The sequence below is a fragment of the Streptococcus sp. 449_SSPC genome, from assembly GCF_001073005.1.
GTDB classification, from domain to species: domain Bacteria; phylum Bacillota; class Bacilli; order Lactobacillales; family Streptococcaceae; genus Streptococcus; species Streptococcus salivarius_F.
Map to the genome: position 1 here is coordinate 48,299 of NZ_JVGR01000002.1, position 15,244 is coordinate 63,542.

Annotated in this window: 15 protein-coding genes; 1 reads left to right on the forward strand and 14 read right to left on the reverse strand. The window is 39.6% G+C overall.

Annotation, left to right across the window (positions count from 1 at the left end; translation table 11 throughout):
• Positions 1-6: 6 nt before the first annotated feature.
• The 5 genes from ADH51_RS00240 to dnaG all read right to left on the reverse strand — a co-directional run bounded on the left by ADH51_RS00240 (position 7) and on the right by dnaG (position 5,704).
• Positions 7-1,341 carry a DUF3329 domain-containing protein gene (locus tag ADH51_RS00240; RefSeq protein ID WP_021143793.1) on the reverse strand — a complete coding sequence of 445 codons (1,335 nt, stop codon included), beginning with the start codon at positions 1,339-1,341 and terminating at the stop codon, positions 7-9.
• A gap of 112 nt (positions 1,342-1,453) precedes the next feature.
• Positions 1,454-2,380, reverse strand: coding sequence for a glycosyltransferase family 2 protein (locus tag ADH51_RS00245; protein WP_048673740.1), 927 nt, complete (start codon positions 2,378-2,380; stop codon positions 1,454-1,456).
• A 10-nt stretch (positions 2,381-2,390) separates the two neighbouring features.
• Entirely contained in the window at positions 2,391-2,726 is a 336-nt protein-coding gene (locus tag ADH51_RS00250; protein WP_037602920.1) for a metal-sulfur cluster assembly factor, read from the reverse strand.
• Between the two features lie 53 nt (positions 2,727-2,779).
• Positions 2,780-3,889, reverse strand: coding sequence for an RNA polymerase sigma factor RpoD (gene rpoD / locus ADH51_RS09975; RefSeq protein WP_002884252.1), 1,110 nt, complete (start codon positions 3,887-3,889; stop codon positions 2,780-2,782).
• Positions 3,890-3,892: 3 nt separating this feature from the next.
• Positions 3,893-5,704, reverse strand: a complete 1,812-nt coding sequence (dnaG, locus tag ADH51_RS09980) for a DNA primase (RefSeq protein WP_048673742.1) — start codon at positions 5,702-5,704, stop codon at positions 3,893-3,895.
• Between the two features lie 162 nt (positions 5,705-5,866).
• Between dnaG and mscL the strand changes: the two genes are divergently transcribed.
• Positions 5,867-6,247, forward strand: a complete 381-nt coding sequence (gene mscL, locus ADH51_RS00265; protein WP_002884705.1) for a large conductance mechanosensitive channel protein MscL — start codon at positions 5,867-5,869, stop codon at positions 6,245-6,247.
• Between the two features lie 159 nt (positions 6,248-6,406).
• Here mscL and rpsU read toward each other — a convergent pair whose 3' ends face one another.
• From rpsU to ADH51_RS00315, 9 genes are all read right to left on the reverse strand, one after another.
• A complete protein-coding gene (gene rpsU, locus ADH51_RS00270; RefSeq protein ID WP_002884573.1) occupies positions 6,407-6,583 on the reverse strand; it encodes a 30S ribosomal protein S21 in 177 nt (58 codons plus the stop codon).
• Between the two features lie 194 nt (positions 6,584-6,777).
• Complete coding sequence (locus tag ADH51_RS00275; protein WP_002886806.1) at positions 6,778-7,572, reverse strand: ABC transporter substrate-binding protein; 795 nt, start codon at positions 7,570-7,572, stop codon at positions 6,778-6,780.
• Between the two features lie 61 nt (positions 7,573-7,633).
• On the reverse strand, positions 7,634-8,743 hold the full coding sequence (locus ADH51_RS00280) for an aminotransferase (protein WP_048673744.1): 1,110 nt from the start codon (positions 8,741-8,743) through the stop codon (positions 7,634-7,636).
• 245 nt (positions 8,744-8,988) lie between these two features.
• Positions 8,989-9,786 (reverse strand): transporter substrate-binding domain-containing protein, encoded by a 798-nt coding sequence (locus tag ADH51_RS00285; protein ID WP_038676552.1) that lies wholly within the window; start codon positions 9,784-9,786, stop codon positions 8,989-8,991.
• Positions 9,787-9,797: 11 nt separating this feature from the next.
• Positions 9,798-10,610 (reverse strand): transporter substrate-binding domain-containing protein, encoded by an 813-nt coding sequence (locus ADH51_RS00290; RefSeq protein WP_038676554.1) that lies wholly within the window; start codon positions 10,608-10,610, stop codon positions 9,798-9,800.
• Between the two features lie 215 nt (positions 10,611-10,825).
• Entirely contained in the window at positions 10,826-11,290 is a 465-nt protein-coding gene (locus ADH51_RS00295; protein WP_038676556.1) for an 8-oxo-dGTP diphosphatase, read from the reverse strand.
• Between the two features lie 327 nt (positions 11,291-11,617).
• Positions 11,618-13,609: an excinuclease ABC subunit UvrB gene (uvrB, locus tag ADH51_RS00305; protein WP_021143783.1), complete on the reverse strand. Its 1,992-nt coding sequence runs from the start codon at positions 13,607-13,609 to the stop codon at positions 11,618-11,620.
• Positions 13,599-14,219 (reverse strand): hypothetical protein, encoded by a 621-nt coding sequence (locus tag ADH51_RS00310; RefSeq protein ID WP_048673750.1) that lies wholly within the window; start codon positions 14,217-14,219, stop codon positions 13,599-13,601. Before ADH51_RS00310 ends, uvrB begins: the two co-directional genes overlap by 11 nt.
• 70 nt (positions 14,220-14,289) lie before the next feature.
• Positions 14,290-15,225, reverse strand: a complete 936-nt coding sequence (locus tag ADH51_RS00315; RefSeq protein ID WP_048673752.1) for a CPBP family intramembrane glutamic endopeptidase — start codon at positions 15,223-15,225, stop codon at positions 14,290-14,292.
• Positions 15,226-15,244: the final 19 nt, after the last annotated feature.

The window sequence follows — 15,244 nt, forward strand, 5'->3', positions numbered from 1 at the left end:
TCAATATTATTCTGTACTTTCGATACTATCAATACCAAAATATACCGCCATCCATCTATTAAACCATGCATCTCTTGACTCTCCTAAATTATTCGTACCATTATATGCATTAAATAAAGTTTTGGGTTTGGGATAACGCTTCAAAACAATAGTGGATTGTCCGTTCTCTTTAGCTTGATAAATCTCACGATATTGCATACTCACAACTTTGTAAGTACTGTTTATATCACTAAACGCCTTAGTATAAGAAAATCCAAATTTGATCACTAGTAGCAATAAAAATACCAAGGCCAATTTCTTGAGAAATAATACTTCTTCCAAAATTAAACGTAACAAAATTAGTAAGGCTAAACATAGTAATACACTTGCTCCAAAAAATACTCTGTCAGGAAGATCATTTGTTGCTACTAAACTGTATATACAAGCGAAGTGAGCACACATTATAAACAAGAAATAAAAAAATTGCTTTCTATTCAAATAAGATTTAACAAGAGAATAAATTAAAAGTACTAATATAGCAATATACAACATCGAATATTTTTGCCAACTCATTTGAAATAAATTAGCTAATTTATTGCTTAAGTCATAAAACAAGGAAATATCACCTGCTCTCTTTTGAGACCCAGGAGATGCTAGCATTAAAAGAAAACCAATACAAGCCGCTACAATTTCTAAAACTCTCGAAACACTTACTCTCTTTTCAGAAACAGCATCATACAATATTATTAAACTAATCAACAGAATAAATGCAGGAGAGGTATTTTCATTCCCTGCACCTGAGAAAAAAGCCAATGGAATTGTCCATAATATATTATATGGTGATTGGTTTCGTTTCAATATAACCTTCAACCATAGTAAGTCTAGGACAGCTGTCCATAAATAGTTGCCTGATCCTGAAATCCATAGTACAGTTTTTCCAATTTCTGGAAGGAACCACCATAAAACCAAAAATATAATCGCTAAATATAAAACCTGGTGTTTTCTATGCTTATTTGAAACTATTTCAAAGCTTAAACTATCTATTAATAATCCCAATGACAAAAATATAAAGGAATTAAATACATTGAAAACTTCCTTATTATATTGCATAAATATCTGAACAATAGAATGTCCAGTAAACCTACCATTCCAAACTTTCCAATGATTTATTTGAGAAGTAATCAAATCAAATAATGATCTTACTGGTTGTTCATTAGCTGATGGGAATGGTTCCTTATAAATAAATCTATATACAAAATCATCAGATGTATAGAGAGTAAAGTGATTTAATAAATAAATTAAAGTGACTACAACGATGCATACAAGGAGATACACTATCTTTTTGTTGTTTTTTTCTTTCATTTTTTCTCCCAAATATAGATTTTGGATTCATTCTAACAAAAAAAGCAGGAAAAATCTGCTTTCATTAATAATTCTATACAACAAATTTATTTGTATAAATAGCTGGTTATCTTCACCCTTTTTCTTTAATAACATACACCGGTCGTTTCTTGGTTTCTAGGAAAATCTTTGAAATATAGTTCCCGATGATACCCAATGCTAAGAGTTGGATTCCTCCGATAAAGAGGATGATTGAGACAAGGCTTGCCCAGCCTGCAACACTCCCACCTATAGTTAGTTTTCGGATAACGACAAAGACAATTCCAACCAAGGAGATTAAGAATGAGAAGGTTCCTGCCCATGTGGCAAGCTTCAAGGGTACTTCTGAGAAGTTGATAAAGCCATCAAGTGAGTAACTCAATAGGCTCCAGAAAGACCATGAAGTCTCTCCCGCCACACGTTCACGATTTTCATAAGAGACATAGGCCACGTCAAAGCCGACCCAAGAAAAGAGGCCTTTTGAAAAGCGATTGACTTCCTTGAGCTCAAGGATAGCATCAACAACCTGACGAGTCATCAAGCGAAAATCACGTGCCCCATCCACCATTTCAGTATCAGAAACTTTATTAATCAACCAATAGAAGGCCTTAGCAAAGAGTGAACGAATAGGTGGCTCACCCTTGCGGTCAGCACGTCGTGTCCCGACAACGTCGTAACCTTCTTGGATTTTGGCATACATCTCGATGAGCAGCTCAGGTGGATCTTGAAGATCGGCATCCATAACTGTGACGTAGTCACCTTGGGCCACTTCAAGTCCTGCAAGTAAGCCTGCTTCCTTCCCAAAATTACGAGAGAAAGAGAGATAGTGAACATTATCAAATTGTTTTGAAACCTGTCTCAAAACTTCCAAGGTGCGATCTTTTGAACCATCATTGACAAAGTAATAGTTGAAAGCCAACTGATTGGTCATTTGTCGCTCAACTGCCTGACAAGCCTCTAAAAAAGGATGAATAGTCTCTTCCTCGTTATAACAAGGAACAACGATAGCCAGTGTTTTCATAAGATTTCTCCTAACGAATACCTAGGGCGATACGGGCATAACGACTCATCTTTTCGATAGTCCATGCTGGTGACCAGACCAATTTAACCTCTGTCTTAGTGACTTCTGGCACTTCTTTCATAGCGTCATAAATTTGGTCTGTCAAAAGGTCTGCCAGTGGGCATCCCATAGTCGTCAAGGTCATATCGATTTCAGTATAGCCATCTTGCTGGAAACGGATATCGTAAATAAGGCCAAGGTTGACAATATCAATCCCCAACTCAGGGTCAATAACCATTTCTAAGGCTTCCAAGATACGATCCTTGATTTTTTCAATTTCTGCTTCAGTGTATTTTACTTCAGACATAGCTTTTCCTCCAAAATCAGGGCCTAATAATCAGGCCCCTTCCATTTACTATCTTAGTCTTCAATAAAGTCTTTAAGTTGTTTACTACGGCTTGGGTGGCGCAATTTACGAAGGGCTTTAGCTTCAATCTGACGAATACGTTCACGAGTGACGTTGAAGACTTTACCAACATCTTCCAAAGTACGCATCTTGCCATCATCAAGACCGAAACGGAGACGAAGAACATTTTCTTCACGGTCTGTAAGGGTATCAAGCACTTCGTCCAATTGTTCACGAAGAACCACACGAGTTGTGTAATCTACTGGATTTTCGATAACTTCATCCTCGATAAAGTCACCCAAATGGCTATCATCTTCTTCACCGATAGGTGTTTCTAGAGAAACTGGCTCTTGAGCAATCTTAAGGATTTCACGAACCTTATCTGGAGTCATATCCATACGTTCAGCGATTTGCTCAGGAGTTGGATCTTGTCCCAACTCTTGCAAGAGGTTACGTTGCTCACGCACCAATTTATTAATAGTTTCAACCATGTGAACTGGGATACGGATGGTACGTGCTTGGTCTGCGATAGCACGAGTGATTGCTTGACGGATCCACCATGTCGCATAAGTTGAGAATTTGAAACCTTTAGAGTAGTCAAATTTATCAACGGCTTTCATAAGCCCCATGTTACCTTCTTGAATCAAGTCCAAGAACTGCATACCACGTCCCACATAACGTTTAGCGATTGAGACTACCAAACGAAGGTTGGCTTCTGCCAAACGTTGTTTAGCTTCCAAGTCACCATTTTCAACAGCGATAGCCAATTCTTTTTCCTCTTCGTTACTCAAGAGAGGCACTACCCCAATCTCTTTGAGGTACATACGAACAGGGTCATTGACCTTAGCTGAGTTTGAACCAAGAAGCTCCTCGTCTGTCAACTCTTCTGGTTTTGGGGCTTCAACAACATATTTAGATGAAGGATTTCCGTCCTTATCAGTGATAGAGATACCACCGTCTGTCAAACGTTCCAAAAGGTCATCAATCCCATCAGCATCAAGAACAAATGGGATAACTAGTTTTTCTGTGACTTCATCATCAATTGCTGTACCAGCTTTTTTGTGGTTACGAATGAAATCAGCGACTTGAACGTTAAATGCTGTATTTTGTTTTTTCTTTGCCATGTGTTACTCCATATCTCGTTTTTGGGCGATGAGCATCTGCAGGGCTTCCACCGCTGCATCCACATCACCGTGGTTACTTGATTCTCTTATTTGTTTACTTTGCTTACGAAAGTCCTGTTCCCTCAAAAAATGATTTCTACGCTCTTCGATAGCCTGAACTTCTTCAAGACTAGTTTCAGGTGGTAAAATCTCCTCTAAAACCTGATAATAGGCTGTTTGCACCTCTTGAGAAAGTAGAGACAAAGCTACGGTATCAATCTGACCATCTTGTTTCAGAATATGATAAAGCTCCTCTAACTCAGGTGTTTGGAAGAAAAACTCCTCTCTCATGCGATAGTCATTCAAAATCATAGGATGATTAAGCATACGATGGAAGAGTTGATTTTCCGCCCGACGAAGACCTGTAATCTTAGGTGTAGAAGGTAGTTTGACCGTTCCTCTGAATCCTGACGCTGAAGACTCATAAGCACTATTACTAGCAGCCGATAATTGAGCCGTCTGCTGATTCCTCATGGTCAACCGTTCATTATTGACCGCTTGCTCGACTTGAAAAAAATCAAAGTCTGGCAAAAGGTCAGCCACCTTAGAAATGTAGGAATTTTGTGCCGTCACAGAAGGTGACTTGGCAATAATCTTAGCAATCTGCTCAACATAGGCAATCTCTGCTTGAAGATTGTCTACATTAGCAGGTTTTAGCTGCCCAATCCAAAATTCCACATCTGAAATGCGGGACTCGACCAAAAGTTTCCCCAAAGCCTCTTCGGATGTTTTCTGTAGATATTCATCAGGGTCCATATTGTCTGGAATTTTAACAATATCGACTTGAAAATCCGATAAAAGCTCAAGAGACTTGGCGATTGCATTTTGCCCAGCCTTATCACCATCATAGGTCAGAACAATTTTCTTGGTTAACTTACGAAGACGATTAACATGCTCAGGGGTCAACGCCGTCCCCATAGAAGCCACAGCATTAACATGCCCAGCCCTATAGGCAGCAATGACATCCATAAATCCCTCCATCAGATAGACCTCATGGGTCTTCTGAATCACCGGTTTAGCCTGATCGAGGTGATAAAGTTCATAAGACTTATTGAAAATACGGGTAGCCCTTGTATTTTTGTACTTGGCTTGTCCTTTTTCAATATCGTCCTTAGTCCAAACACGCCCTGAAAAACCGATAGTCTTTCCAAACTCATTTTTAAGCGGAAACATGATTCGATTTTTAAAAGTATCGAAAAGACGATTACTTTCAGAAAGATTAAAAAGACCTGATTCTGTCAGCACCTCTTCATCATATTTTTTTGATACAGACTGATAGAGATAATCTGGTTCGTCAGGGGCTAGACCAATCTGGAAGGTCTTAAGTAAATCGTCAGTCATACCACGCTCATAGAGGTAGGCACGTGCTGCTTCTCCTATCTTGGTCGTCATCAGAACAGCGTGATAAAACTTAAGCGCATCCTCATGAAGATCATAGAAGGCTTGATTAGGAGAATTCTGCTGCTGAGCCTGTCTTGGTGCGTCTATCGTAACTGCGATACCTAGCCGATCTGCCAGAACCTTGACACTTTCTTGAAAAGAAATCTGACGATATTCTTCTAAAAATTTGAAGACATCGCCAGACTTGCCACAACCAAAGCAATGGTAAAACTGTCTGTCCTCAATAACATTAAAAGAGGGGGTTTTCTCCTTATGGAAGGGGCAGAGACCCAGGTAATTGCGGCCAGCACGATGAAGACTGACAACTTCACCAATCACGTCGACGATGTTGGTGCTGCTCTTAATATCTTCTATTAAAGCTTTATCAATCACCATCTAATCGCCCCCTATCTTACCATAATTGCATTACCCCTAATTATAACACGATGAAAAATGAAAGTAAAATAAAATTGATTTTTCATGAGCAAATCTCTTGTCAAGATTTACAAAATCAGATAAAATATTAAAAGTAAATAAAAGAAAGGATTCATTGTCAAAATGATTAAAGAACTTAAAGACTTTTTGTTCAAGGGTAATGTCCTTGATCTTGCTGTAGCCGTTGTTATGGGGGCTGCTTTCAACGCTATCATCACTTCACTTGTTGGTGATATCATCACACCACTTATCCTTAACCCAGTTGTTAAGGCTGCTAACGTTGAAAACCTTTCTAAATTGTCATGGAACGGTATCGCATACGGTAGCTTCTTAAGCGCAGTTATCAACTTCATCATCGTTGGTACTACTCTCTTCTTCGTTGTTAAAGCTGCTAGCAAAGCAACAGCTCTTAGCAAAAAAGAAGCTGAGGATGCTGCTGAAGCAGCAGGTCCATCACAAGAAGAATTGCTTGCTGAAATCCGCGATCTTCTTGCAAACAAATAATTTTTATTTGTTCAACTAAAGACATATGAAACTCAAGACGTCTGAAATCTCAGTCGTCTTATTTTTTTGTATCTCAGGACTACTAACTGACTTGTTTATTCGATAAAAAGAAAAAAACTTGAGAAGACTCAAGCTTTTTTCTGTTAATTTCATTCTTAATTAGAATTTTTTACGTTTGCGAGCTGCCTCTGATTTACGTTTACGTTTTACAGAAGGTTTTTCGTAATGTTCACGTTTACGAGCCTCTTGAAGAGTACCAGCTTTAGTCACAGAACGTTTGAAACGACGAAGAGCGTCGTCAAGTGATTCGTTTTTACGTACTACTGTTTTTGACATTGAATTCACCTCCTCAAGATAATGTAACATTTTACACGTTCTATTCAAGTATACAAGACTCGTCTTTTTCTGTCAAGAAATATATTTTAAGTTTGAGTATTTTTGATATCAAGGCTATTTTCTAAATCTTATTGGAGACTATCTGAGGCTTTGCCATACAAAAAAACTAGAGGAATCATCCTCTAGTCTCTCTTTTATTCAACTGCTGTATATTTAGAAGCATCCTTGATGTACTCGTCGTAAGTACCATTGTCTTTCAATTTCTTGATAACCTTGTTTACTGCTTCTTTCAATTTGTCATTGCCTTTAGCCATAGCGACTGCTTTAGCATCACCATCATCAACTTTGAGGGCAACACTTGCCAAAGCCAAATCTGGATTTTGTGCCACGTAACCTTCTGCTACTGGTTTTTCAAGGTCAACAGCATCAACTTGGCCAGACTTAACCTCGTTAATAGCTTCACCCATCGCTGTAAGTGATACGACTGTTGAGTCTTTCAACTGTTTCTTAGCAAGTCCTTCTTCGATAGTACCTTTTTGAACGGCTACTTTTTTACCTTTGAAAGCATCTAGGCTTGAGTAGGTAGATTCTTGATCTTTACGAACGATAATAGCATTTTGTGTTTCGTAGTAAGGATCTGAGAAGTCAAAGGTTTTCTTACGTTCATCAGTCACTGAGATACCAGAGATGGCAATATCAGCCTTACCAGCTTGAAGGCTAGAAAGGACATTGTCAAAGCTCATTGTTGTCACTTCAAGTTTAACCCCAAGTTCATCAGCAATAGCTTGTGCCAACTTGATGTCTGAACCGACAACTTGGTCTTTACCGTCGACTAAAGTTTTGAACTCAAATGGTGCATAGTCTGGACTGACAGCTACGACAAGTTTTTTATTTTCTTTAATAGATTCGTAAGCGTCTTTTTTTGACCCACATGCCACCAAAGTAACAGCAGCAAGGAGAGCCATAGCTCCGAGGAATAGTTTTTTCATAAGAAACTCCTGTATAAATATAATTTTTGCTCGTTTATTTTACTTAAAATTAGTGGTATTGTCAACATTTATTAAGAAATTGCGACAGTTTTTCTAAGCCCATTTGAAGGACTTCCTTATCACAACAATAACCGATGCGGACATGGGACTCCTTGTCAAAACGGTTCCCCGGAACCACAAGCACACCGTAGTCCTGAAGAAGCTCTAAGGCAAAATCTTCGATAGGACGATTCACATCTAATTTGACGAAAGAGGTGGAAACACTAGCAGGCCTAACCCAAGACGCCTTAGGTTCTTTAGCAATCCAGGCATCCATAAGGGCTAGATTTTCCTCTACAATCTGACGGTTACGTTTCAAGATGGCCTCTTTATTTTCCAAGACAAGGGTAGCCACCATATCATCAAAGACACCCGCACAAATCATCGTGTAGTCGCGGTAGTCACGCAGAATGTCCGCTACCTCAGTGTTAGAAGCTACCCAACCCACACGAATACCAGGAATGGAATAGGTCTTTGACAGACTATTAACGGCAATACCCTTTTCATACAAATCCACAATAGAAGGCGCAGGCTGATCAAAACTGCGATAGACCTCATCTGAGAAGATATAGGCGTCTACTTCTTTAGCGATAGCCACTAGCTCCTCGAGGTATGCAGCGTCCATAAGGGCACCGGTAGGATTGTTGGCGTTGTTAATACAGATCATCTTGGTATTAGGGCGAATCAGACGACGGAGTTGATCCAAATCAGGCAACCAGCCCTTGTCCTCCTCAACCTCCCAGAGATCCACGTCTGCTCCTAGCGACTTAGGAATGTCATAGAGCTGTTGATAAGTTGGATACATGGAGATGACATGGTCCCCAGGCTCAATCAGAGCGTAAAGGGCTAGCATCGTCGCTCCCGTTGCCCCATTGGTTTGGAGGATATTATCAACCGGCATGTTCTTGTATAAGCTAGCCACCTGAGTCTTGAAATCTGGTGACCCTTCAATCCAGCCGTAATCCATCTTTTTCTTTAGTAGTTGGGCAAAAAAGGCGTCCTTATCAAGGCTTGATAGGTCAAATAATTCTTCCATTGTGAGGGCCTTAATTGAAACTCCTGCGATATCATATATGGCAGATTTTTCATGGACATTAAGCCATTCTTCAACACCAAAACGTGGTAGCTCCATAGTTTCTCCTTGCTTTTCTTAAGCACTCTATACGATGTCATTTGTCTATTTGAACAGACTTACCTACTTTGATAATAACTGTTTTTAGCAGAGAATTCAATAAAAAATGGGGTATTGCCCCATTTTAGATTTAAGAATTTTTAGAGACTCCCCTTAAGTGAATAAAGCGAGCACCAAACAAGACTTTTCACTGTTGATGAAAGCACCTGAAATTGACTCGTTTCAGGTGCTTGGGAGTTTTAAATTTACTTACTTTGTTTGTAGGTTGATGCTTCTTTCAACCATTGGTCAAATTTTCCAGAGTCCTTAGTCTCTTTGATGACGGCATTGATTTCTTTAAGCAAGTCATCCGAACCTTTACGTGTTGCGACGGCATAAGCATCTGTGCCATCTGACTTGAGATTAAAGTTGGCAAGGGTTAAATCATCATTTTGAGCGATATAACCTTCTGCAATGGCCTTCTCAAGTACAACTGCTTGAAGCTGCCCTGATTTGAGTTCGTTAATCATTTCACCATTTGAAGCCAGTGATACGACACTTGCCTTAGGGATTTGTTTCTTAGCAACTGTTTCTTGGACAGACCCTTTTTGAGTACCGACAGTTTGTTTTGCGAGACTATCAGTGCTTGTGTAGTCATTTACCTTGTCTTTTTTGACAATCACTACATTTTCTGACGTATAGTAGCTGTCTGAAAAATCATAAACCTTCTTACGTTCGTCTGTCACCGAAATCCCTGCAATGGCGATGTCAGCTTTACCACTTTGTACGTTAGCAAGAACATTATCAAAAGACATCACTGAAAATTCAACCTTTACACCGAGTTTTTCACCGATAGCTTTGGCCAACTCGATATCTGCTCCAACTAGCGTATCTTTGCCGTTAACCAACGATTTGAACTCAAAAGGCGCAAATTCAGATTCTGTTGCCACGACAATTTTCTTCTTTTCCTTAATCGTTTTGGGACTTACTCCCTGACTTCCGCTACAAGCAACTAGAAAGCAGGTAGCGACTAGAGCTGTAAGGATAAACCAATATTTCTTCATATAATAACCCCTTATTTAGTAGAACTCTTAAGTGAAAGAGTATAGGCATCTTGAACATAGCTGTCAATCTTACCTTCTTTTTTGAGTTTAGCGATAACCTTATTAACCTTTGCTTTTAGCTTATCGCTTCCTTTATGCATTGCGACGGCATAGGCATCTTTTGAATCAGACTTGAGCGTAATGTCTGACACAGCTAAGTCACTGTTTTGGTCTACATAACCTTGTGCAATGGCTTTTTCAAGAACCACTCCTTCAACTTGACCAGATTTCAATTCATTGATAGCTTCACCAGGTTGTGCCAAGGATACCACATTAGCATCTGACAAGTTGGCTTTGGCGATATTTTCTTGAATAGAACCTTTTTGAACGGCTACAGATTTTTTTGCAAAATCACCCGTTTGTTTGTAAGTTCCTGTTGCATCTTTTTTGACAACAAGAACCGTTTCAGACTCATAGTAGGTATCTGAGAAATCAAAGATTTTCTGACGTTCTTCAGTGGCTGAGATTCCGGAAATGGCGATGTCTGCCTTACCAGATTGAACATTGGCTAAGACATTATCAAAAGACATTTCAGAGAATTTGACTTTTACACCAAGCTCATCTGCAATAGCCTTAGCAATTTCGACATCTGCCCCAACAATCGTATCCTTACCATTTTGGATTGTCTTGAATTCAAAAGGAGCAAAGTGTGGATTAAGAGCAACTGTCAAAGTTCCTTTATCTTGTACCTTTTCCAAAGTGTCCTTCGACGAAGAACAAGCTGCTAAAGTCGTCAAAGCAAAGATCCCTGCAAATCCCAACAAAAGTTTTTTCCATGTTTTCATAATCAATCTCTTTTCTATATTTATTAACTTATATAAGTATAATAATGTATTATTATGCATTTGTCAATGAAAAAATGAACTTTTATTGATTAAAATTCTCATTTTTATTAATTTTATCGTCATTACAAAATCTAAAAAATGCTTATTTAAAGCTCTTCTTTCTGATTTTAACGACAAAAAAACTATTCATTCATTTGAATAAATAGTTCATATTCTTACCAAAATTCTCGGATAAAGTCATTTTCAAGACGCTCACGATAGAAAAGTTCAGAGAGTTGGTCCTCTTCAAACACGCGCAGGAGGTTGAGCATGTCATAGGCCAGCTCCATCTTAGGTACGTCCTCCCTGGCAACCCAACGGACTTCTCCCTCTTCTGTCGAATGAATGTCTCCTTCAAAGTCTGAAGTTCTATAGAGGAAAACGAGATAACGCTCGTCCTCTGTTGTGTACCAATGCTTCATACCAACCAATTTAGGATTTTTAATGGTCAATCCAGTTTCTTCCTTGACCTCACGAATAACTGACTCCACTAGCCCCTCGTGTGCTTCAATATGACCACCAGGTAGGGCAGCACCCGACCAAGAATAACGCTTGGGATCGCGAATTTGCATGACAATATTTCCATGACCATCTTCGATGAGACACATGTTGGTCAGAATAGTAGCTTGTGAACGTGACATAGATAGTCCTTTCTAGTAAGTAGTCAAGTAAAATCTTAACAATTAGTTTTTAATCGACTCTCGATGTCGCAAATGCAGATAAATAGAAGCATAGAAAGCCATAAACAATATATAACCAAACATTGGTATCCAAACAAGTTCTCTTTTTATAGTCCACATGGGCTCAAAAATAATTTGCGTATAATTCTCCCTCTCTCCCTCTCTTTCAATTTTTATACCTTCTATAGCATGCATCAGAAATACAAAAAGGTTAAAATTTAAAAAAATAAAAGCTGCAATTTTTCTCTGGCCCATCTTGTTAAAGTGTTAACCCAAGGCTCAGTGTTTCTAATCCATACTCTTCAATTCTAGCACCATATCACGGATTTGAGCCGCCAATTCAAAGTCAAGTAGTTCTGCTGCTTCATGCATTTGTTTTTGAAGTTTCTTGATAGCTTCTTGGCGTTCTTTCTTGTTCATAGCACTGTAGTCCACAGTATCCTCTGCCACTTCTGCTTCATTAGCCTTGGTAATCGAAATAAGGTCACGAATTTCTTTCTTAATGGTTTGTGGAACAATGCCATGCTCCTTATTATAGGCCATCTGGATTTCACGACGTCGAGCTGTTTCATCCATGGCTTTTTGCATAGACTCCGTAATCTTATCCGCATACATGATAACATGCCCTTCGCTATTTCGGGCAGCACGTCCAATCGTTTGGATAAGCCCACGTTCATTACGAAGGAAGCCTTCCTTATCAGCATCCAAAATAGCAACCAGACTAACCTCGGGAACATCAATCCCCTCACGAAGAAGGTTAATCCCAATAAGAACATCAAAGACACCCAAACGTAGGTCACGGATAATCTCAGTACGCTCCAAAGTCTTAATGTCAGAGTGCATGTATTTGACCTTGACACCCATTTCCTTGAGATAGTCAGTCAAGTCTTCAGCCATCTTCTTAGTCAAAGTGGTTACAAAGACACGCTCGCCTTTTTCAGTTCGGGCATTGATTTCACCAAGGAGGTCATCCATTTGTCCCATAGTTGGACGCACTTCGACTTCTGGATCAAGGAGCCCTGTCGGACGGATAATTTGCTCAACGACTGTCTCAGTTTGCTCCATCTCATAGTCACCTGGAGTGGCAGACACATAGACAATCTGATGAACATGACTCTCAAATTCTTCACGTCGAAGTGGACGGTTATCAAGCGCTGATGGCAAACGGAAACCGTAATCAACCAACATCTTCTTACGGGCCTGGTCCCCGTTATACATTCCCTTAATCTGACCCATGGTCATGTGACTTTCATCAATCATGATAAGGAAATCTTCTGGGAAGAAATCAAGCAAGGTGAACGGTGGCTCGCCCTCTTTTCGCCCATCCATGTGTCGTGAGTAATTTTCAACACCATTTGTGTAGCCCATCTCACGAAGCATTTCAACATCGTATTCTGTCCTTTGGCGGATACGTTGAGCCTCGATGAGCTTACCCTCAGCTTCAAATTGTTTAACTTGAGCTTCCATCTCTTCCATAATATTCTTGATGGCCTCTTCCATATGCTCTTCATTAGTCATAAAGTGAGTCGCCGGGAAAAGAACAAGGTGCTCGACTTCACCGAGATTGCGTCCTGTCAAACTCTCAATCTCACAAATGCGGTCAATCTCATCACCGAAAAATTCGACACGAAAGGCATGCTCATCACGGCTGGCAGGAAAAATTTCGACCACATCGCCACGCACACGGAATTTCCCACGTTGGAAATCAATATCGTTTCGCTCAAACTGGATATCAACTAGGTCATTTAGCAGCTTGTCTCGAGAAATCTCTTGGCCTGGTCGAAGGCTGACTGCTGAATCAGCATATTCTTTGGGCGAACCCAAACCGTAAATACAAGAAACAGAAGCCACAACGATAACATCATTACGCTCAAGGAGGGCCGACGTTGCTGAGTGTCGTAGCTTATCAATTTCATCGTTTACAGAGCTATCTTTTTCGATATAGGTATCTGATGATGGCACATAGGCCTCTGGCTGATAGAAATCATAGTAGGAAACGAAGTATTCCACAGCATTGTCTGGGAAAAACTCCTTGAATTCTCCGTAAAGCTGACCTGCTAAGGTTTTATTGTGGGCGATAACCAAGGTTGGTTTATTCACGCGCTGGATGACCTGACTCATGGTATAGGTCTTACCTGTCCCTGTTGCTCCCTTTAGGATTTGAGCCTTCTCCCCACCTTCGATATTATCAACCAAGGCTTCAATGGCCTGAGGTTGGTCCCCAGAAGGTTCATATTTAGAAACCAAATGAAATTGGTTGTCTTCTTTTCTATCTATCATGGTTTTTCCTTTCATTTATGTAATCATTCATCTCTTGGTCGGAGAAAAATTCTCCACTACTGATGGGAATATGTATCATTCGTGTCTCAGCAACGTATTTGCGCTTTTTTCGTGTCTGAAAACCAAGTTTTTTATCATATTTCAAGGCCGTTTTACTATCATTGAAAAAAATGTATAAAACTCTATACCTCTTCCTTTCCCAAGACCTTATATTTCCGAAATCATCGATACGTTTTAGAATATAGTATATAGTCGACGAGTGTTTGGCATCATCCATTGGCGTTGACCAGTCCTTCATAACCAAGTCAATCTCAGACAGCGGAATCTCAAAGGTGACCCGTCCACATAATCTTCCATAATAAATAAAGGTATCATTGTTAATTTCCAAAATTTTTTTATGACCTTTAAGTCTCACAATATTGTCAACTAAGTTAGTCAGAGCATGAAGAAATATTAGTAAAACGAGGAAGGCAACACAGTTATCCACAAAATTCCCAAAACGATAATCATCTATAAGAAAACAACAGAATAAACCGATGGAAGCGATAAGAAGTATAAGTTCATAGACAATCTGTACCCAAATTATACCTCGCTCAATCTTAACTATCATCTCTTCCTCTTTTCCAAACTTTCTTCTATTTTAACACAGAAGTAAAAAGACCGAGTCTTTGAACTCAGCCTTAAAAGTTTTCTTTCTTCAATTGTAATCGAAGGATGATGATACCTACCACCAGAACCACACAGGTAACGATATTCCCTTCTAGGCCAAAGGCCCCACCTGACAACCAATCAGGTACACCTGACCTGGCCTGAAAGTGCAATAAGCTGCCACCTGCATTCTGTCCACTAACTGACACGCCAACTAGATTTCCTTGCGCAAAGTTCCAAGCACCGTGAAGGGCAGCGACCCCCCAGATATTATCTGTCTTGAGCATGTAAAGGGCCATGAGAACCCCTACTAGAACAATACTGATGAGAGACAAGGCAGTAACTCCTTGATTTCCTAGGTGTAGTATTGAAAAGAGAGAACTTGAAATAGCAATTCCCCAAGAAAGGTTCAATCTATTAGTCACCGTCTGAAGCAACCAACCACGTGTCACCAGTTCCTCGGTTCCACCTTGGATAAACCAGAAAGGTATTAGAGATAGTATATATAGGATTGTTCTCTGAGAAAAGTCCACTTTTACAAATTCTAACCCTCCAAGTAAATAAGTCCCAAGGAAACTAACTAACAAGAGTAGAGTCCCAAATCCCCACCCCTTAAGCAAGTTCAACCAAATATGACCCTTAAAAAATCCTAGTGTACGAATGGGGCGTTTTTCAACAACTTTAACCCAGAAAAAGATAGCTAAGGCAGTAAAGACAAAGGTTCCCAACTGAAAATATAAGGTTGAAAACAATTTATAGGAAATCGTATTTATATCTTGGAACTGAATATTGCCATTTAATACTAAGAACCAAAGGACAATAGCCACTGGAATTCCCACAACAACCCCTGATAGAAATCCACCTATGAGGACATAACCAAAGGCAATAAAACAGGACAGCATAATCATCAGCCAACTTGGGACTTTATCATATAGGCTAGTATATTTCTCAAGCACACGTTTCTTCATTTTTTTAGCTCCTGTAACA

Coding starts and splice junctions, on each gene's coding strand:
- ADH51_RS00290 (WP_038676554.1), bottom strand. CDS start 10,610: ATGAAAACATGGAAAAAACTTTTGTTGGGATTTGCAGGGATCTTTGCT.
- uvrB (WP_021143783.1), bottom strand. CDS start 13,609: ATGATAGATAGAAAAGAAGACAACCAATTTCATTTGGTTTCTAAATAT.
- ADH51_RS00280 (WP_048673744.1), bottom strand. CDS start 8,743: ATGGAGCTACCACGTTTTGGTGTTGAAGAATGGCTTAATGTCCATGAA.
- ADH51_RS00310 (WP_048673750.1), bottom strand. CDS start 14,219: ATGATAGTTAAGATTGAGCGAGGTATAATTTGGGTACAGATTGTCTAT.
- rpoD (WP_002884252.1), bottom strand. CDS start 3,889: ATGGCAAAGAAAAAACAAAATACAGCATTTAACGTTCAAGTCGCTGAT.
- ADH51_RS00240 (WP_021143793.1), bottom strand. CDS start 1,341: ATGAAAGAAAAAAACAACAAAAAGATAGTGTATCTCCTTGTATGCATC.
- ADH51_RS00275 (WP_002886806.1), bottom strand. CDS start 7,572: ATGAAAAAACTATTCCTCGGAGCTATGGCTCTCCTTGCTGCTGTTACT.
- ADH51_RS00295 (WP_038676556.1), bottom strand. CDS start 11,290: ATGTCACGTTCACAAGCTACTATTCTGACCAACATGTGTCTCATCGAA.
- rpsU (WP_002884573.1), bottom strand. CDS start 6,583: ATGTCAAAAACAGTAGTACGTAAAAACGAATCACTTGACGACGCTCTT.
- ADH51_RS00315 (WP_048673752.1), bottom strand. CDS start 15,225: ATGAAGAAACGTGTGCTTGAGAAATATACTAGCCTATATGATAAAGTC.
- mscL (WP_002884705.1), top strand. CDS start 5,867: ATGATTAAAGAACTTAAAGACTTTTTGTTCAAGGGTAATGTCCTTGAT.
- ADH51_RS00250 (WP_037602920.1), bottom strand. CDS start 2,726: ATGTCTGAAGTAAAATACACTGAAGCAGAAATTGAAAAAATCAAGGAT.
- ADH51_RS00245 (WP_048673740.1), bottom strand. CDS start 2,380: ATGAAAACACTGGCTATCGTTGTTCCTTGTTATAACGAGGAAGAGACT.
- ADH51_RS00285 (WP_038676552.1), bottom strand. CDS start 9,786: ATGAAGAAATATTGGTTTATCCTTACAGCTCTAGTCGCTACCTGCTTT.
- dnaG (WP_048673742.1), bottom strand. CDS start 5,704: ATGGTGATTGATAAAGCTTTAATAGAAGATATTAAGAGCAGCACCAAC.